We start from the raw sequence: 19,712 nt of genomic DNA, 5'->3' as shown, positions 1-19,712 counted from the left end.
AGAACAGTGAACCTTTTGTAACCAAAAAAGGAGTTGCTGTTCTTTTCAATTTAACCCGATTGTAACTTTTCACGATGCAGGAATGATTACAATAGAACGAGCATCAGCGGTACTCCAGCTCAACGAGAAATAAAAGTTTGGAGAACGGCGTGTCATCAGACGTCACCCAAGTTTAATGGGTAGTAAAGAATTTCAATTTCGAGAGTGAAGAAGGAATCGATGGATGAAAAGCAGAACTAAAGAAAAGAAGAAGAAAAGTCGCAAAGGCCTATATATAGCACTCATATCCCTTGTCGTTTTGATCATTGGCGGTTATGTTTTCCGTCAGCAGCTCGCTGTAGCCGCATTTGACCTGTTTCTGGCTGATACGGTGGAAGCACAGCTGACACATTCGTATGTGCCGCAGGAAGGCAATAAAACGCCTGATCCAACGGTATATCGCAAAGAACCATTCTCTGTGTTGCTTCTGGGCTCCGATAAACGAGACTATGAGAAGTCACGCGGACGTTCGGATGCAGTCATCTATGCTGTTATTCGCCCGAAGGAATCCCGAGTGCTGCTTGTATCTATTCCGCGTGACACATATGTACAGATCGTAGGAAGAGATGCGGATAAGGATGGGACGGATGATTACGACAAAATTGCGCATGCTTATGCCTTCGGCGGGGAGAATATGTCCATCAATACGGTGGAAAAGTTCCTTGATGCCGACGTAGGTTATTACGCAACGATTAACTTTCAGGGGATCAAAAAGGTGGTTGATGCCCTTGGGGGCATATCACTGCCAATTGATAAGGATATCGTGAACAAAGATCCAAATCATGAGCAGTTCACGATTAAAGGCGGCAAACCGATCTATGACGGACAGGAAGCACTTTATTACGTAAGATACCGTGAAGACAGTGATTTTAACCGTACGAATCGGCAGCAAATTTTCCTGAATGCTTTTGCAGACAAGATGTTGAATGTAAACCAGATCGCGAAGATCCCTGAGCTGTTTCAGATCATGGGGGATAATTTTCAGACCGACATGCAGCCTACTTTTATTATCGATCTGGCGAAGCAGGTTCTGACACAGGAGAAACCGCAGGTTTCCAGCTTCACGATTTTGAGCGAAGGTATGCGTAAAAACGGCATTTATTATGGCCGTGCAGATAAGAAAGATGTTGAATATGCCAAAGAACTGATTAAAAACTGGATGGATCAATCGACCCCAGCCGGTGAAGTCATGATTCCTGAGCGGCAAAAGATTGAATAGTTAACTCCATACAGATGGGTTGTCTTACACAACAATCAGCAGTACGTTTAATGAGCGGGCTGCTTTTTTTTCTTTGTGTGAGACTTTTCATTGTGTAAGAACTTCATCCTTTTGGAACATCCTTCGTTCTATAGCGTATAATATAAGTTGAGCGAGCATGTTGGAAGTAGAAATAAACAAGGAGGACATACAAGGGTATGAACATCGCATTTTTTTTGCTGCCCAAACAAGAGGTTACATGTGTGACGTCGGACTCTACACTGCGGCAAACGCTGGAACGGATGGAGTATCATCGGTTTACAGCAGTGCCTATTTTGAATAAGGAAGGCAAATATATTGGTACGGTTACAGAAGGCGATCTATTGTGGTATATGAAAAATGCGGAGGGAAAGATATCATTTGAAAACGCTTCAAAATTCCTGCTAAAAGATGTTCCGCTAAGGCTCGATATCAAGCCGGTATCTATTAATGCCAATATGGAGGACTTAATTAATCTGGCTAAGGTGCAGAATTTTGTGCCGGTCGTGGATGACATGGAGCGTTTTATCGGCATTGTGAGACGTAGTCAGATCATCGAATACTGTGAAGGAATTGTAGCCAAGGAGTCCATGAAGGCAAAATAAGTTGAACTCTTTTCAAAATGATGAACGGACAGGGATAATCACAGCGATTATTACTAATATATAAGAATAAGACGTGCGGGGCTCGGCATCGTACCTGACATGGAGTTTCGGAGATTTCTGCGCTTTTTGGGGTAATTTTGCCAGCCCCCTTTTTATGCTATAATCGAGAATAAAGCTTTTTCGGGGAGAGTGACTTTCGCCAAATGCCTAAAGAACTGGATGTAGCCAAGCGTGCTAAAGTGATTGAATGGCTGAAAACCGAAGTACTTGATCAGGTATCCCGATTATTCAAAGCATTATGGGAAGGCAGCACGATTCGAATCGGAGATAGTCTTGCCAGTTTAATGATGAGCAGTTACATATTGGGCCGAAGGCTCGGTATTCCGTTTAAGGATCTGGATGCACTGCTGGTTGAGAAGTTGAAAAAGCACAAACAGGAAGGTCACCAGCTTGAAGACTGGTACCAGGATATTTCCGCGCTCGAAGATCATATGCGTAAGAGGTGAATTTGTTGAAATTTAGCTTTAAATCAGCTGTCTGGAGTGTAGTACTTTTACTTCTGATACTTTCGCTGTTAACTCCGTTATCGGTACTCTCTATATTTTTTGTGATGATTCCGGGAGTTATTTTGTATGCCTCACTACCTGTAAGATCCTTTATTTTGCATCTTGCGCCTGTTGCTATTATTTTGGTTATGGTTCACCCGATTTATCTGTTATTTTTATTGATCTTAATATTGCCGGCCATCGTTATGGGGCACGCATATAAGAAACAAAAATCGGCATTGTTTGCTTTAATGACAGGTGCCGGAACGATGCTGGCTGAGTATCTGCTGTTACTTTTGATAGGAAGTCTGATTTTCCAATTCGATCTGTCCAGTTATATCAAAGATGTGGTTCAGTTAACTATTGAACCGCTCACTAATTCATCAAGTCAGATGATTAATGGATTTGTGTGGACCCCTGAGATGACTGAAGATGTTGCCAAACAAACCCAGTTAATGATCCCTTTTGCGCTGGTCGTTACATCGATGGTCATGGCATTCATTACACACATCATTGCTCGTCCAATTCTTAGTGTTATGGGCTTAAACGTATCCAAACTTCCACCTGCACGAGAATGGCGTATGCCACGTGCATTGATCTGGTATTATTTCCTCGCATTGATTATCGAGGTCGTATCCAGACAAAATGACGGATCATATTGGAAGATGATTGCGATGAACTTGTCACCATTAATTAATCTTGGTTTCATGATTCAGGCCATCGGTTTCTTCTTTTTCCTCTCATATACAAGAAAATGGAATCCGATTATCCCATTTTTATTGGGAGCGGCAGTGTTTTTCATTGGTCCACTTCGCATTGTCGGCATTATTGATCTGGCGTTCCCGATCCGTGAGGCAATATCGAAATCAAAACGATAGGGTGATGAGTCATGCCTAAATTTCTAAAGAAACGCTGGCACGGCTATTATACCGTATGGGCGTTCATACTGCTGTTGCTACTCGTGATGTTAGTTACTATCTATAACTGGACGCTTGGTTTGATTAGTCTGATACTGGCTTCGGCGCTGGGAATCGTCATGATCAAGGCAGAGCTCGTTTTCCGACGCGAGCTTAACGACTACATTAATGGTCTTACCATTCGTATTAAACGTATGGAGGGCGAGGCAGTCAGCATGCTTCCATTCGGAATTGTGCTGTACAGCGAAGACCGTACAGTAGAGTGGCATAACCGCTTTGTTGCGGAGATGTTTCATGAGAAGACCGTAGTCGGGAATTCACTGCTTAACCTGTTTCCCCATCTTCCCCAACCGAAGGAGAAGAAGGATAAGGATGGATCGAAAGAGCCTTCACCCAAGGAATTTCATGATGAGTTTCAACTGGATGATCGGTATTACGGCGTGATCCACAATCCGCAGGAGCGGTATGTATATGTGTATGAGATCACGGAGTTAGCTATACTTCGGGATAAATATGAGAACGAACGTATCGCGTTGGGTATTCTCGTCTTGGACAATCTGGATGAGGCTGCTCAAGGTATGGATGACCAGCAACGTACAGCGCTTATCGCACGAGTCGCCAGTGAGATTACAGCTTGGGCGAAGCAGTATGGAGTTTATCTCCGTCGTCTGTCATCGGATCGTTACTTGATGATGCTTAATCACAGGTCCCTGCAGGAGCTTGAGCAGAGTCGGTTTGTTATTCTGGACGAGGTTCGGGAGATGACAGCCGACCTGAAAGTGCCGATGACACTAAGTGTTGGACTTGCATCTGGTTCGGACAGTATCAGCGAGATGGGAGAACTGGCGCAATCAAGTTTGGATATGGCACTTGGACGCGGCGGGGATCAAGCAGCCGTGAAATCGGGCCAGCGCTTGTCCTTTTACGGTGGAAAGTCGAATGCGGTGGAGAAGCGAACGCGTGTCAGAGCGCGAGTTATTGCTCATGCACTCCGTGACTTGATGCAGGAGAGTGATCGCGTACTCATCATGGGGCATAAAATGCCGGATATGGACGCCATCGGTGCATCCATTGGGGTGTGGAAGGCCGCAAGTCTGTACAATGTAGAGGCTCGCATTGTACTAGACGGGGTGAATCCCTCTATTGAACGGTTGATGGAACAGGTAAACAAGGACGAGAAGCTATCCAAAGCTTTGGTATCGCCAGAGATGGCCACGCAGATGATGACAGAACATACACTACTGGTAGTTGTGGATACCCATAAGGCATCGATGACGATGGAACCTAAGCTGGTGCAATCCGCAACGCGTGTGGTCGTGGTGGATCATCATCGCCGTGGTGAGGAATTTATTAATGATGCAGTATTGATCTATCTGGAGCCTTACGCGTCATCTGCCGCTGAACTTGTGACAGAACTTCTTCAATATATTCACGAAAAGGTACAGTTTACTCCGCTTGAAGCAACGGCTCTTCTTGCCGGTATAACGCTGGATACGAAGCATTTTGCACTGCATACCGGTTCCAGAACGTTTGAAGCAGCTGGCTTCCTTCGTCGTAGCGGTGCAGATACCATTATGGTCCAGAAGCTGATGAAAGAGGATCTGTCAGAATATATTGCTAAGGCAGAAATCATAAAGCATGCTAAAATGGTATATGGGAATATTGCGCTGGCGGTCACTGGCCCCGGCAACAAGATCTCACAGATGATGATCGCCCAAGTGGCGGACACATTGCTGAACATGACCGACGTGGTCGCTTCATTTGTCATCAGTGAGCGAACGGATGGATTGATTGGCATCAGTGCAAGATCACTGGGCCGCATGAATGTTCAGGTTGTTATGGAACGATTAGGTGGCGGCGGTCACTTAACCAATGCTGCCGTGCAGCTTGAAGGAACGCTGGGAGAAGCGGAGAAACGGCTGATGAACGTCCTGGCTGAAATCGAAAAGGAAGAGGGGTTATTCGAATGAAAGTCATTTTTATAAAAGATATGAAGGGTCAAGGCAAGAAGGGGCAAGTGAAGGAAGTATCTGAGGGTTATGCACAGAATTTTCTGTTGCCACGGGGAATTGTACGTCCGGCAACGGAGGGTAACATGAAGACACTGGACAATCAGAAGGCGGCTGAAGAAAGAGTTAAGCAGGAAGAGAAAGCCGAAGCTGAAGCACTTGCGAAGAAGCTGGAGGCAGAAGTAACGGAGCTCAAGGCTAAAGCGGGTGAGGGTGGCCGTCTGTTCGGTGCGATTACGAGCAAACAGATTGCGGAAGCTTTGTCCAAAAAGGGCCTGAAAATAGACAAGCGCAAAATTGAGCTGGATGATCCGATCCGTACGCTCGGTGTAACGCAAGTGACCGTCAAGGTTCACCCTGAAGTGAAGGCAACCTTGAAGGTACAGGTAACGGAGGAGTAAGATGGGCGGCGAAATGTTATTCGACCGGGTTCCCCCGCAGAACCTAGAGGCCGAACAGGCTGTACTGGGTGCAATCCTGTTGCAGGGCGAGGCTCTGATTACAGCGATGGAACGAGTGCAGACCGAGGATTTCTACGATAAGCCCCATCAATTGATCTATGAAGCGATGATTCAGCTGGGTGAGGAAAATCAACCGATTGACCTTGTCACACTGACTTCGCGACTGAAGGATAAAGGCGAGCTGGAGGACATCGGTGGTGTTAGCTACCTTGCCAAGCTTGCTCACGGTGTGCCTACAGCGGCCAACGTGGATTATTATGCACAGATTATCGAAGAGAAATCGATGCTTCGTCGTCTGATTCGTACAGCAACACAGATCGTGAGTGAAGGATACACAGGTGGCGAAGATGTCGCTGGTATGCTCGGTGAGGCTGAACGGCGCATTCTGGAAATTTCCAATAGACGCTCCAGCAGTGGTTTTATTGCGATCCAGGATGTACTCATGGAAGTATTCGATAAAGTCGAAACGTTGCATCAGAACCGGGGGACAACAACCGGGATTCCTTCCGGCTTTATCGATTTGGACAAGATGACAGCTGGATTCCAGCGCAGTGACTTGATCATCGTTGCGGCACGTCCATCCGTAGGTAAGACAGCCTTTGCCTTGAATATCGCTCAGAATGTAGGCATCCGGGCACAAGAAACAGTAGCGATCTTCAGTCTGGAGATGTCCGCTGCACAGCTCGTGCAACGGATGATCTGTGCGGAAGCCAATCTGGATGCCGGAGTTCTTCGTACAGGAGAATTCAAAGGGGATGAAGATTGGCAGAAGCTGACGATGGGCATCGCCGCTCTCAACGAAGCAAATATCTATATTGATGATACACCTGGTATCACGGTAGCCGATATCCGTGCCAAATGTCGTCGTTTGAAGAAGGAGAAGGGTCTGGGTATGATCCTGATCGACTACCTTCAATTGATCAGTGGACGTGGTAAAGCCGGAGAGAACCGTCAACAAGAGGTATCCGAGATCTCACGTACACTGAAGCAGATTGGCCGCGAACTGGAAGTTCCGGTTATTGCCTTGTCTCAGCTCAGCCGGGGTGTAGAGCAACGTCAGGATAAACGTCCGATGATGAGTGACTTGCGGGAATCGGGTTCGATCGAGCAAGATGCCGACATCGTAGCGTTTCTGTACCGGGATGACTATTATAACCAGGATACCGAGAAAAAAAATATTATCGAGATCATTATTGCCAAGCAGCGTAACGGTCCGGTAGGTACGGTGGAACTGGTCTTCCTGAAAAACTTTAATAAATTCGTCAATTACGAGAGGGCGCATAATGATGCCTTCGCGATGTAAGGGATAGACTGCGATACGATGAAAAGAGGTATGCAGGCTATCCGGTACAGCCAGTAATCGGAGAATAGCACAGTTAAATATCTGGATTTACAGCATATATAACGTGAATGAATAGCAAATGTAAAAGTACCGGTGAATGCAGTCAAGGTGAACAAGACTGGAATCACCGGTTTTTTACTGTGAATTCCGGCCATAATTCCGAACATTAAACAAATGCCATTTATAATTGTTCGCCATTTCATTTGACTTTGAAAAAGGGGACTGGTACACTAATATTGCTGCGTTAAAGCAGCGCAAACCTTCCCTTGAATGTAACGGAAGGACATTCTTTACTGTCCGTTAGCACGCTTCTCAGTCGGTTTATTGCGTAACATGCCTGCCGGGATAGAGGACGGACAGACCAATACAAAGGTGCGCAAGGCACCCACGGAGGTATGTTAACTATGTCAACGGTAGTTGTAGTGGGAACGCAATGGGGAGACGAAGGAAAAGGTAAAATCACGGATTATTTGGCGGAGAGCGCTGATGTGGTTGCTCGTTACCAAGGAGGTAACAATGCAGGCCATACGATCCTGATCGATAACAAAAAATATAAATTGACGATGATTCCATCGGGTATCTTTTACACAGACAAAGCTTGTGTGATTGGTAACGGTATGGTTATCAACCCGAAGGCACTTATCGAAGAAATTAATTATATTCATGATAACGGATTTACAACGAAAAACTTGTCCATCAGTGAGCGTGCACATATCATTTTGCCATATCATATGGTTCTGGATGCACTGGAGGAAGAGAGCAAAGGCCCGAACAAAATTGGTACAACGGGTAAAGGGATCGGCCCTTGTTACATGGACAAATCTGCTCGAATCGGTATCCGCATGGTAGATCTGCTGGATGCAGAAGACTTCGAACTGAAGCTGCGCCATTTGGTTAAAGAGAAAAATCGTGTGATTGAGCAGGTGTACCAAGGTACTCCGGTGGATGTCGAAGAGATTCTGAAGGATTACCTCGGCTATGCAGAAATTCTTCGTCCTTATGTGAAGGATACATCGGTTGTGCTGAATGATGCCATTGATGACAATAAAAAGGTATTGTTTGAAGGTGCGCAAGGTGTGATGCTGGATCTTGACCAAGGTACGTATCCTTATGTGACTTCATCCAACCCGTCTGCTGGCGGTGTATGTATCGGTTCCGGTGTTGGCCCGGCGCGTATTCAGCAGGTTATTGGCGTAGCTAAAGCATACACAACTCGTGTAGGTGACGGCCCGTTCCCGACCGAATTGCATGATGCGATTGGCGACCAGATTCGTGAGACAGGTCATGAGTACGGAACCGTAACTGGACGTCCACGTCGTGTGGGCTGGTTTGACAGTGTGGTTGTTCGTCATGCTCGTCGTGTAAGTGGCATCACAGGGTTGTCCTTGAACTCTTTGGACGTTATGACAGGTCTGGATACCGTGAAAATCTGCACAGGTTACAAATTCCGTGGTGAAGTTATCACTCACTATCCGGCAAGCCTCAAAATGCTGGCTGAATGTGAAGCGGTATACGAAGAAATGCCAGGTTGGAGCGAAGACATTACAGGAGCGAAGAAGCTGGAAGATCTGCCAGTGAACACACAGAACTATGTAAAACGTGTATCTGAGCTGACAGGCATTCCGATCGCGATCTTCTCTGTAGGTCGTAACCGTGAGCAGACAAATCCGGTTCTGCCAATCTACGTATAACATGAGATTTGAATGATAGATATACCTCCAGTTGTTGCTAATCAGTGGCGACTGGAGGTTTTTTGTGTCTGTTTCGATATAATCCCGAGATTTCCGTCAATACTGGCTAACAGATATACGTTGAACGAATGATATGTATACGAGCATTACGATGCAAAGTATGCATGGATTCAATCTGTATAAAGTCGGTTATCCCCCAAAATCCACTTGGATAGGGGAGAGCAAATTGGAGGGAGAGAAACAGAGATGAAGGTGCTGATGTGGTTGGTCAAAATGGTGCTTATCGTGTTGCTGGTCAGTTCACTGACATTGCTTACGACAGGTCTAATTGTGCAATCGTATGCCAAGTCATTACTTGCCAGCTTTAATATACAGTGGGAAGGTCAGCCTATGGGTCTGATGGGCATGTTTCAGGGGGCCTTGGGTGGCAAGCAGGGCAAGCAGTCCAGTGAGGGAGATAAATCCGGGAATAAGCCTACAGATCAGCCAGCTGGGTCGGAAGAGGAAAAAGCTCCGGAGAATTCAATTTCGGTGATGGGCAATGGTACGAGTGAGGGGAATGCCGGAGTAGACAAAGGTAAGGAGGATACTCCAGAAGGATCGAATCCGGCCACAGAAAAGACGAACTCCGGAACATCGAGCAACAATGAAACGGGTAATGATACAATCGTTGTTACACCAGATGATATTACAGGCGCCAAAAACAAACTACCGACAGAGGAAAAAGAACGTATTTTCACTCTGTTGATGAACAAGCTACCGCAAAAGGAAATGCAGCAGATCTCAGGAGCGATGGAGGGTGGACTGACCGAGCAGGAGCTACGAGAGATTGAACAGGTTATCTCGAAATACCTCACGAGTGAAGAGTACGATGATTTGATGCAAGTGCTGCAGGCAGAATAAATAAGGGTTGTTGTGTGTTGTTAGCCCCGCATTCTCCAAGTGGTCGACAATCTAGAGTGGAGAAATGTTACATCCATGTTGAAATGCATGACTCATTTCCATATAATTGCATGAAATAGTAGAGAACGTACCTATCCAGGAGGAAGAGCATATGAGAATGAACCGTAAAGAACACGATATATAACAACAGAACCGCTCATTATTACAGGCTCCCAGGCCGCGGAGTCGTGGCCCTCCGTTCATGCCTTTGTACTAGAGGTACGCTGTACCGATATTGGTGAAGAGTATGAAAATGGACTATGGGAGGCCTAATCAATATGAATACATTTAATACTACAGGTTCTAATAATAAAACAAATACAACGAATACAACGTCAAGGATGTCGGCTGAACAGCTTGGTGAAATGAAGAAGCGGTTTGAACAAGGATTACAGGAAGCAGAACAGCCCTTCCGTGGTTGGGATTTTGGATATATTACGGGTAGCAAGCGAATGCAGAGTGGCGGGCTACCTTGGTCTTACGGCGAGATGGCACGGCGTTGCATGCAGGATTCGAAGCGGATGCTGGATATGGGTACAGGCGGTGGCGAGCTACTGTCGAGTTTACATCCTTTACCCTCATACACTTGTGCAACCGAAGGATACCCTCCAAACATAGCGGTTGCGAAGGAACGTCTGAGCCCTTTAGGTGTAGACGTGTATCCTGTAACGGATGATTCCCAGCTTCCTTTTGCAGAGGGGACATTTGATTTAATCCTCAATCGGCATGAATCGTATGATCCACGAGAAGTCCGGCGCGTGCTTTCAGATGGTGGAGTGTTCCTGACGCAGCAGGTAGGCTGGTCTGATTGCCGAGAGATTAACGATCGATTAGGCATTCCGATGCCATCTGATTATGCTGGATGGGAGCTGGATTTTGCGGCTGATCAATTGTTGAAAAGCGGGTTCCACATCTGGGAGCAGGATGAGTCTTCACCAGTCCAACGTTTCCATGATATTGGAGCATTGGTGTATTATCTAAAGACAATTCCTTGGCAGGTACCTGATTTTACAATAGACCGATTCCGCGAACCGTTATGGCAGATCCACCTGGAGATGGAGCAGCATGGATGCTGGGAAGTGCAGCAAAAACGATTTATCCTGGGTGCAGTCAAGAAATAAATGAAAGATAAATCGGAATGATGAGTCATTGAAAGTGTACCACAGCGAAAATAGAATAGAATTATTATCAAAATCCTTCATTAGAGTTGATCTGATGGAGGATTTCTTTTTGTATATACATGAAAAAAGAATGTAATTTAGTAGGTCTTAGAACCTAGTCCTAGATTGAGATAAAAAGTACATAGTATACCTGGAGTTGAGGCATAATGGGTGATGGAACAAACGCTCTAATCAATGGATATATCAGGAAATCCAGATAGGACGCGGCTTTGTGATGTGAGGATAAAAGTTGAAATGACTGTAAAACCTGTGTTAAAGTATACGGGTGTGATAAAAGGTTAAAATTTTGACACTTTTACGAGCACAGCTAAAGTCCTGCTTTTACAATAATGATAACATTGAGCTTACTTGCATAAGACTCACCTGAAGGTGATGTCTGATAGAACATGCGGATTAAGAAATGCTGAAAAGGAGAGAATCATGAAAGGTTTCAGAGGCAAACGCCAACCGGATCAACACCGGGTACACGAACAATCCGGAGAACACCGGACGGCCGAAGACAAAAACAGCATGAGTATGTCCAACTTCAGTTCAAATAAGAAAAGAATTCTGTCATCGCGCAAATGGATCATTACCGCAACTTGTGGCATTCTGATTGCAGCATCGGTTGGATTCGGAGTGAAGCAATATGTGGCTTCCAATACGGTTCCTTATTATAAGGTTATAGTCAAAGGCACTGAAGTTGGAACCATTGCCAATGAGGCACAACTTCAGCAGTTGTTTGCGAAAAAAATCGAAGAATACCGGGAGAAGTATCCGGATGCAGAGATGGTGCTGAACACAGACGGGATCACAACGGAAACGGTACGGGCATATAAACCCGAAGTGAACAGCGAGCAAACGCTGGACAAACTGGGCAATATGTTAACGGCATATGCCAAAGGCGTAGAGCTTAAAGTGAACGGTGAAGTCGTCGGCATTGTGAAGGATCAGGAAACGGCAGACAAGATCCTGCAACAAGTACAGAGCAAATACATACCGGCATCGGCTGTGCGAAGCTCACTGAAAACCAAGTCGGTATCGGCTAATTCTTCTAAAAAAGATAACGGGCCAAGTACAACGCTAAAATCTGTAGACATCAAAGAAGATGTGACAACAGACACAGTGAAGGCGGACCCGAATAAAATATGGGATGTATCCGAGGCGGTTAAAGCTTTAACCGTTGGTAAAGACGCGCCTGTAACCTACGTGGTGCGTGAAGGAGATACGATCTCTTCCATCGCAGCCAAATATGAAATTACGCAAAGCGAGATTCGCAAACATAACCCGGGCATCAAGGAGACATCACTCCAGATTGGACAAGAGCTGACTCTGACTGTACCGAAGCCGGCGATTACTGTTAAATCTGTGGAACAAGTGGTAGAGCAGATTGAAGTGAAACCTCAGGTTGAGGTGCGCAAAAGTGCTGAGTTGAAGGCAGGTACGACGAAAGTGGTTCGTCCAGGCCAAAGCGGGTTGAAAAATATGCAGTATCGTATCACCAAAGAAAATGGCGAAGTCGTTCGTGAAGAATGGCTGGGTCAGGAAGTTCTCAAAACAGCCGTTACTGAGGTTGTACTGAGCGGAACCAAAGTAGTTGGCGAAGGTTCAGGACAGTTTGCATGGCCTATATCCAATGCAACGATGAGCAGTAGCTTCGGTCAACGTTGGGGGCGTCAGCACAAAGGTGTCGATCTGGTCGGTAATCGCGATGTGAAATCTGCAGATGAAGGTGTAGTTACTTTTGCAGGACAAAAGAGGGGATATGGGAATGTTATCATTATTAACCATCGCAACGGATATGAAACACTCTACGGTCACTTGAATAGCATCGGCGTTGATGTTGGCCAAGTGGTGGAGAAGGGTGACAGCATTGGTGTGATGGGCAATACCGGACGTTCCACAGGAACGCATCTGCATTTTGAGATTTTGAAAAATGGTTCAGCAGAAAATCCGATGACCTATCTGAATTAAGGATAGAGCAGGAGATTACGTATAGATACAAGGCACCGCTTGACGATGCTGAGATAAGACAAGGCCCGCTGTAAAGCTGGCCTTGTTTTTTGATGTGAAATATTTTTACAGGAAACGGCTTCCAAGAGGGGGATCGGGATGTGACGGTAGCTCAGGTATGTTAAACTAGAGAGTATAAATCGTTGATTATATTCAATGCACAACATGATATGGACTATAAGCAATAAAAATAGATTAGAGAGACAACGCCAGTGGCGGATTAAGCAGGATATAGGGGTGAATTCAGCCGATGCAGGGAAAGATTTTGGTGGTGGACGACGAGCAGCCCATCGCAGACATTTTGAAGTTTAATTTGGAAAAAGAGGGATACGAGGTCATCTGTGCGTTTGATGGTATTCGTGCGGTCGAACTGGCGTTATCCGAGAAACCGGATCTGATGCTTCTGGATCTGATGCTTCCGGGCAAGGACGGGATGGATGTGTGCCGCGAGGTGCGCGCTCATCTGGAGGTTCCGATTATTATGCTGACAGCCAAAGACGGGGAGATCGACAAAGTGCTCGGTCTGGAACTAGGCGCAGATGATTATGTGACCAAACCTTTTAGCACACGGGAGTTGCTCGCACGGGTTAAGGCTCAGATGCGCAGACAACAGAAACCTGCAGCGATTGTAGAAGCGCCGGAGGAAGAAGGAAAGCAGATATTGCGACTCTTTGATCTGGCTTTTGATATGGACATGTATACGGCATACAAGGGCGGGGAACCACTTGATCTGACGCACCGGGAGTATGAGCTGCTCTATTATATGGCCAAGCATTCAGGCAAGGTCATGACGCGCGAGCATCTGCTGCAAGCCGTATGGGGATACGAATATTTTGGAGATGTGCGTACAGTAGATGTGACGATCCGCAGGTTACGGGAGAAGATAGAAGAAAATCCGAGCAAACCGGAAACGATTCTGACTCGCCGGGGGCTTGGTTATCTCGTGCGTAGTGCCAAAAGCGTGGGGATATAATGGGCCGTTTCTCGCAATTTTCGTTCTTTCGAACGATTCAGGCGAAGTTAATTATTATTTATGTACTGCTGATCCTGATTGCGATGCAATTGATCGGCGTTTATTTTGTAAGTGCAATGAAGAACTCGCTTACCAGTAACTTTACGGAGGATTTGCAGGCACGGGCAGAAATGCTGTCAGTGTTGGTAGGCCAGACGATGGCTGGTGGAGAGGCAGAAGCTGGAGAGGACAAAACAGAGAGCCTGCGTGTCCTGGTTAACAATCTGTTTAACATCAACGGTGCCGAGATTCAGGTGCTGGATGCCAGCGGCAAGGTGCTTACCACCTCGCTAAGTTCACATTCCGATTATATTGGGCGAAAAAATACTCAGACTGTTGTCAGCCGTGCGTTACAAGGCATTCGGGATAATGAGGAATATATCGTAGACGAGGATAATGTTCGCAAAAAAGTCGTAGCTAAACCGGTATTATCCGGCAGCAAAATTATTGGTGCGGTCTACATCGCCGCTTCGATGAACGAACTGTACGCGACGATGGAGGGCATTAACAAGATTTTTATCTCGGGTATTCTGATTGCCCTCGTGTTAACCGCAGTGCTCGGTGTTATTCTGTCTCATACGATTACCCAGCCAATTAAGGAAGTGACAAGGCGGGCAACTGCGGTGGCAGAAGGAAACTTTGACCAGCAGACACCGGTTTTTGGCACAGATGAGATCGGACAACTCAGCCGTGCATTTAACTATATGACTAGCCGGCTGCGGGATGCCCTCTCTCAGAACGAAGAGGAGAAGGAGAAGCTGACATCCATTCTGACCAATATGAGTGATGGTGTTGTTGCGACGGATGAGTATGGCAAAGTCATTCTGGTCAACCGCCGTGCCAGCAGCATTCTCGGCATGCGTCCATCCGATATTGAAGGCAGGCATTTAGCCGTCCTGCTGGGTATTGATCCGGAAGATGCGGAAGCGCTGGCGAGTGGTTTTACCGGCTCAACGCTTCTCCAGATTGCTCCGGCAGGTCAGGAGGAGCCCGTCGTCATTCGCATGACGTTCACACCGGTTCATCGGCGTGAGCTGGGGATCACCGGCACGATTGCGGTGCTTCAGGATGTAACGGAGCAGGAGGAGCTTGAGGCCTCACGGCGTGAATTCGTGGCGAATGTATCACATGAGCTGCGCACACCGCTCACCACGATTAAAAGTTACGCGGAGGCACTGGATGACGGGGCATTGGAAGACCCGCAACTTGCGGAACGTTTTGTGGGTGTGATTCAGAATGAGACGGAGCGCATGATCCGTTTGGTAACGGATTTGTTGCACCTGTCCAGGCTGGATTCCAAGGAAGCTTTGTTGCGCAAGCAGCCTATTGATATTTTGGAGATGCTGGAAGAAGTGACGGATCGCTTCTCCTTCCAGATGCATCAGAAGGATATTCAATCTGTCCTATCTGTGGAGAATGATATTCCGGCAGTGCCCATGGATCGGGATCAGATTGATCAGGTTCTGGACAATGTGGTGTCCAATGCATTGAAATATACGCTGGAGGGCGGCACCATCACGATTGCAGCTCGGCGTAGCGATGAACATACGCTAGCGATCTCGGTATCCGATACAGGAATGGGCATTCCACAGCGTGATCTGGATCGTATATTTGAACGCTTTTATCGCGTTGACAAAGCACGCTCCCGCAGCATGGGGGGCACAGGGCTCGGATTGTCCATTGCCCGGGAAATTGTAAAAGCACATGATGGTAGCATCTCGCTGGAGTCTGAGGTAGATGTTGGCACAACGGTAACTTTTACATTGCCGATGCGTGATAAAGGGGGTGAGCACCTTGAAGGAACGGATTAAATCTCTGGTGCTTGCTTCGCTGGTTGCAGCCAGCCTGATTCAAAGTTACTTTTTGATCTACCGTTTGCCTGGGGGCGGTGACTCTGTTGTGACCTCCGAGACAAACTACGTGAAGACCGAGAATATGGGTCAGGAGCGTAATATTGAGGAGTTAATTTTTCCGGATCAGATGATTATTCATCTGGGTCAGGACAAACATACCGTGTTTTATCCTGGAAACACATTCTATCAGTTGATCTATTCCAGGTTAAAAGGCCGGACGTTCGAAGATTTCCAGCGCCGCAGTGTGCAGTCGGTGAACTGGGATCAGATTCGCAAGGAAAGTCCCGGCTTTGAGTTATCGTTTAAGGAAGGCATGCCGGTGACTTTATTGCAGCGCGTGATGCGTCTGGGCACGGATTCTCTTTTTCAGGGAGAGACCATCAACCGCATTGCTATATATACAACTCCGAATGAGACGAAGGCTCATGCACTGTTTTTCAGTGCGAAGGGAGATGTCGTCTATGAGGCTACACAGGCGGATTTAACAGTGCAGGATGTGAAGCAGCATGTCGACTTTGGGACGAGCTGGACACCGTATACGCTGATGTCAGGTGGATATTATATTCCCGTGCAGGCCCTGGATGCGATTGAGGCGAGTGTGCCGACAGGACAGTTCACGGTGGAGCAGATGCAGCGCAGTCTATTCACAGATCCAAGCATGACCCGGAACATTCGGGAAAAGGATGGCTCAGAGATCTATACCGACAGCAAACGTAGTCTGCAAGTGAAACAGGAGCAGCGCTGGATTAGCTATACAGACCCGGCAGCACCACCTGCGGGACAGAGTGATTCGTCCAAGGATGCCCTGTCTGCGGTTGATTTTGTCAATCAGCATGGCGGCTGGAAAGGGCGATCACGCATGATGCTGAGATCGGCTGACAACAAAACGCAGTTGCAGTTCCAGCAATATTACGGCAGTTTTCCAATTATGGATTTGATGCAGTTCCGCTTCGGCACAATCAACATGGAGATGCAACAAGAGACCGTGTCGAGTTATGAACGATCCTTGGAATATTTGAACGAAGGCACGGAAGCCAAAAAGTCGATCAAACTGCCTGGTGGGGATAAGCTGAAAAATCTGATTCGCAAAGTGGCGGGCGAAAACCGCAAAGTTGTGGACGTGTATCCGGCGTATCGTCCATCGGCGATAGAAGATGGGTTGAAGCTGATCCCGGTCTGGGTGATCCGCTTTGGCAACGGTGAGGAAACGACCGTGTCTTAATAGTAGGGACGTTTACGTAGTAGTGGAGACGCTAAAGGAGCGAGTGAAACTCTAACGATTATCAGAGACGTTAAATGTGAAGCAATGTCTAAGTGATAGCAATATCTGAAAGCAGCATTGGTATCATTAAAGCTTGTGGCTAACGGTGGATTGATATCCTCGGCTGGAAATGTGGGGGATCGTCCAATCCGGTGTCGCAAGCTCTCTCGAATTTGAGTAACCTTCTCTCAACAGGATTTGCGAAGTTCAGTGTAATGCTAACTGGGATAACCAGAGCTAGTGGTGCGGGTGAAATTCTAACGATCACCAGAGACGTTAAATGCCAGATTTATGGCGTGTTGAAAATCTAACGATCACCACAGACGCTATTTCAGTGAATTGGGCTAATTGTGGCTGAAAAGTCTGAATTTACACGAAATAAGGTTTCTCATGATCGTTAGAATTAAAATGAGCCTGAAATGGGGCGAATAAGCTCTGTGGTGATCGTTAGGCCTGAAGAGGCCACGGGTATAGAGGTAAGCAAGGCCAAACACAGGTTAAACAAGCTGAAACAAGTCTAGGTGGGCGAAACATGCGCTTAGCACCTGAACAAGAAGGCAAAACTTGTGACTGGCCATGGGTTATTAGGATACGAGGCTGTGTTGGGAATGTGAACGCAAGGTTCTATTAGATGATTACGTGAATAAGGAGGTGAATGTTCTGGATTGGGGACGGGCGAAAAATGTATTAATTTATGCATTTCTGCTGCTGAATCTGGTGCTGGGATATCAGATCTGGATGGATGCGCGCGAGACAGCTGGAGCCAATCTGGACTTCACCTCGCTTGCGGATAATACACAGCAGGCCATGGAAGAGAAGGGCATTCAGGTGCTGGCACCGATTCCAAATGAGACGCCGAAGCTGCCGAAGTTGTCCTATGAGTTCACCGAAGAGGACAAGTCGGGTGTTGAAGTGCAGCTGGAGGAGCCGGTGGACAGCAAGCTGATCTTCTCGCCAAGTGAGCTCACGGACGCGCTGGAGGCGGAGATTCCGCAAATCAGCACGTACCGGCTGGATCAGCTGATGGCGGAAGATGGGGCTTTTGTGCTCCACCCGCTGGTGGACGGCAAATGGCCGCTCTTTAACGTGAGTCTGGAACTGTTCTACAGCGATCAGAAAATCACGGGTTATCATCAGACTCCTGTGCGGATTACAACCGCCGAGGAGAGCGATCAGCAGGTACTTCCGGCGCCAAAGGCGCTGGGAACGCTGATCGAAAACTTTTTGCCAAACAATGCAATTGTGAAAGACATACAGCTGGGCTACTACGGGCAGTTGTTCAATTCAGATATACAGGTAGCGATGCCGGCATGGCGGTTCGTGCTGGAAAGTGGCGAAGTGTTGTACGTGCAGGGCATCAGTGGGGATGTATTTAGTCCCAAGTCAGATAAACCAGGGGAGTAATGCGTTATGGGGATATATTTTACGGTGTTATCCAGTGGTTCGACAGGTAATGCTACAGTCATTCAGCATGGGGGCACTTCACTCATGATTGATGCGGGTCTTAGCGCGAAGCGGCTGGAGGCATTGTTTCTGGAACGGGAGATTTCGGGAACGGAACTGGACGGCATTCTGGTGACACATGAACATTCGGATCATATTAAAGGACTAGGCGCGATGTCTCGGAAATATAATTTACCGATCTATGCAAATACGAATACGTGGGCGGCTTTGGAGAAGTCGGTCGGAGCGATTCCGGAGGAGAACCGGCGGATTTTTGAAACGGGTGAAAAGCATGATTTTGGCTCACTACGCGTGGAGTCCTTCGGCATTTCGCATGATGCGGCTGAACCGGTAGGTTATACGTTCGATGATGGGAGCGAGAAGCTGTCCGTGGCGACAGACCTCGGATATATGAGCGACAAGGTTCGCGATGCGATCTCGGACTCGGATGTGCTCGTGCTGGAGGCGAATCATGATGTCGAATTGCTGCGCATGGGGCGGTATCCGTGGAACACCAAGCGCCGGATTTTGAGTGACATCGGGCATTTGTCGAACGAAGCCGCAGGTGCGGCGCTTAGTGAACTGATGAACGGACGCATCAAGCGTACGTATCTGGCACATCTCAGCCGGGATCATAATATGATGGATTTGGCTAAAATGTCGGTGCGTGATGCGATGGAAAGCCGCGGTTGTTTCTATCGGGATCATGAGTTCAAGCTCTGTGATACGTATTATGATCGTCCTACACCATGGGATAGGGTGGGTGAGCCATAAAGCTGTCCAGTTCGGCGGCTTTGCGCTCCACTTCCTCGCGTGTGAGGATGCCTTTATCGATAAGCAGTTCAATGATAGTGCTGAGTGCCAGTGTGTTCCGGTAATGTTCTTCTTTGAGATCGGCCAGCTTGGCCGCCATATGAACTTCGTCCATAGCCGTGAGTGTTCGCGTGCGTTCCATTGTGGAATCCTCCTTCATTCTATGAAGCTTTGAATTGTTCTTTTACTATTATTGTAGTCAGGCTGGGTGAAAAACATTCCTCTTTTTGCCGCTAACATTCTCCTGGCAGGATGTGTATGCTGAAACTGTAGCTATTCTGTCTGGAACGTAGAATGAAAACGGACTGAAAAAGTTTAATGAATTCGAGAGATTAGCGCTTAGCGTATCCCCTTTTGTGGTGATAAATA

General features: G+C 47.1%; 17 protein-coding genes. 16 read left to right on the top strand and 1 reads right to left on the bottom strand.

Annotated features, from left to right (window positions below):
• Positions 1 to 223: 223 nt before the first annotated feature.
• The 16 genes from AC1VYS_RS28910 to AC1VYS_RS28835 all read left to right on the top strand — a co-directional run bounded on the left by AC1VYS_RS28910 (position 224) and on the right by AC1VYS_RS28835 (position 19,304).
• Positions 224 to 1,258, top strand: coding sequence for an LCP family protein (locus AC1VYS_RS28910; RefSeq protein WP_482912513.1), 1,035 nt, complete (start codon positions 224 to 226; stop codon positions 1,256 to 1,258).
• A gap of 197 nt (positions 1,259 to 1,455) precedes the next feature.
• Positions 1,456 to 1,881 (top strand): CBS domain-containing protein, encoded by a 426-nt coding sequence (locus AC1VYS_RS28905; protein WP_441929775.1) that lies wholly within the window; start codon positions 1,456 to 1,458, stop codon positions 1,879 to 1,881.
• 203 nt (positions 1,882 to 2,084) lie between these two features.
• Positions 2,085 to 2,387: a MazG-like family protein gene (locus tag AC1VYS_RS28900; RefSeq protein ID WP_090923575.1), complete on the top strand. Its 303-nt coding sequence runs from the start codon at positions 2,085 to 2,087 to the stop codon at positions 2,385 to 2,387.
• Positions 2,388 to 2,392: 5 nt separating this feature from the next.
• Positions 2,393 to 3,304 carry a DUF2232 domain-containing protein gene (locus AC1VYS_RS28895; protein WP_482912512.1) on the top strand — a complete coding sequence of 304 codons (912 nt, stop codon included), beginning with the start codon at positions 2,393 to 2,395 and terminating at the stop codon, positions 3,302 to 3,304.
• An 11-nt stretch (positions 3,305 to 3,315) separates the two neighbouring features.
• Positions 3,316 to 5,313 carry a DHH family phosphoesterase gene (locus AC1VYS_RS28890; protein WP_482912511.1) on the top strand — a complete coding sequence of 666 codons (1,998 nt, stop codon included), beginning with the start codon at positions 3,316 to 3,318 and terminating at the stop codon, positions 5,311 to 5,313.
• Complete coding sequence (rplI, locus tag AC1VYS_RS28885) at positions 5,310 to 5,753, top strand: 50S ribosomal protein L9 (RefSeq protein WP_482912510.1); 444 nt, start codon at positions 5,310 to 5,312, stop codon at positions 5,751 to 5,753. Before AC1VYS_RS28890 ends, rplI begins: the two co-directional genes overlap by 4 nt.
• A 1-nt stretch (position 5,754) precedes the next feature.
• Positions 5,755 to 7,116, top strand: coding sequence for a replicative DNA helicase (gene dnaB / locus AC1VYS_RS28880; RefSeq protein WP_434748673.1), 1,362 nt, complete (start codon positions 5,755 to 5,757; stop codon positions 7,114 to 7,116).
• A gap of 443 nt (positions 7,117 to 7,559) precedes the next feature.
• Positions 7,560 to 8,846 carry an adenylosuccinate synthase gene (locus AC1VYS_RS28875; RefSeq protein WP_482912509.1) on the top strand — a complete coding sequence of 429 codons (1,287 nt, stop codon included), beginning with the start codon at positions 7,560 to 7,562 and terminating at the stop codon, positions 8,844 to 8,846.
• 246 nt (positions 8,847 to 9,092) lie between these two features.
• Entirely contained in the window at positions 9,093 to 9,749 is a 657-nt protein-coding gene (locus tag AC1VYS_RS28870) for a hypothetical protein (RefSeq protein WP_482912508.1), read from the top strand.
• Between the two features lie 404 nt (positions 9,750 to 10,153).
• Positions 10,154 to 10,909: a class I SAM-dependent methyltransferase gene (locus AC1VYS_RS28865; RefSeq protein ID WP_482915157.1), complete on the top strand. Its 756-nt coding sequence runs from the start codon at positions 10,154 to 10,156 to the stop codon at positions 10,907 to 10,909.
• A gap of 480 nt (positions 10,910 to 11,389) precedes the next feature.
• Positions 11,390 to 12,922, top strand: coding sequence for a peptidoglycan DD-metalloendopeptidase family protein (locus AC1VYS_RS28860; RefSeq protein WP_482912507.1), 1,533 nt, complete (start codon positions 11,390 to 11,392; stop codon positions 12,920 to 12,922).
• A gap of 289 nt (positions 12,923 to 13,211) precedes the next feature.
• Positions 13,212 to 13,934, top strand: a complete 723-nt coding sequence (gene yycF / locus AC1VYS_RS28855; protein WP_221787661.1) for a response regulator YycF — start codon at positions 13,212 to 13,214, stop codon at positions 13,932 to 13,934.
• Positions 13,934 to 15,784, top strand: coding sequence for a cell wall metabolism sensor histidine kinase WalK (gene walK / locus AC1VYS_RS28850; RefSeq protein ID WP_441929782.1), 1,851 nt, complete (start codon positions 13,934 to 13,936; stop codon positions 15,782 to 15,784). The genes yycF and walK overlap by 1 nt, the downstream gene beginning before the upstream one ends.
• Positions 15,768 to 17,048, top strand: coding sequence for a YycH family regulatory protein (locus AC1VYS_RS28845; protein ID WP_482912506.1), 1,281 nt, complete (start codon positions 15,768 to 15,770; stop codon positions 17,046 to 17,048). The genes walK and AC1VYS_RS28845 overlap by 17 nt, the downstream gene beginning before the upstream one ends.
• Before the next feature lie 699 nt (positions 17,049 to 17,747).
• Positions 17,748 to 18,491 carry a two-component system regulatory protein YycI gene (yycI, locus tag AC1VYS_RS28840; protein ID WP_482915156.1) on the top strand — a complete coding sequence of 248 codons (744 nt, stop codon included), beginning with the start codon at positions 17,748 to 17,750 and terminating at the stop codon, positions 18,489 to 18,491.
• A 6-nt stretch (positions 18,492 to 18,497) separates the two neighbouring features.
• Positions 18,498 to 19,304: an MBL fold metallo-hydrolase gene (locus AC1VYS_RS28835; protein WP_090923565.1), complete on the top strand. Its 807-nt coding sequence runs from the start codon at positions 18,498 to 18,500 to the stop codon at positions 19,302 to 19,304.
• Here AC1VYS_RS28835 and AC1VYS_RS28830 read toward each other — a convergent pair.
• Positions 19,273 to 19,485, bottom strand: a complete 213-nt coding sequence (locus AC1VYS_RS28830) for a hypothetical protein (RefSeq protein WP_090923564.1) — start codon at positions 19,483 to 19,485, stop codon at positions 19,273 to 19,275. The two genes, AC1VYS_RS28835 and AC1VYS_RS28830, sit on opposite strands and share 32 nt — an antisense overlap.
• Positions 19,486 to 19,712: the final 227 nt, after the last annotated feature.

The sequence above is a fragment of the Paenibacillus sp. G34 genome (genome assembly GCF_056856875.1).
The sequence above is the reverse complement of the archived record's forward strand: the minus strand, read 5'-3'. Positions and strand labels throughout refer to the sequence as shown.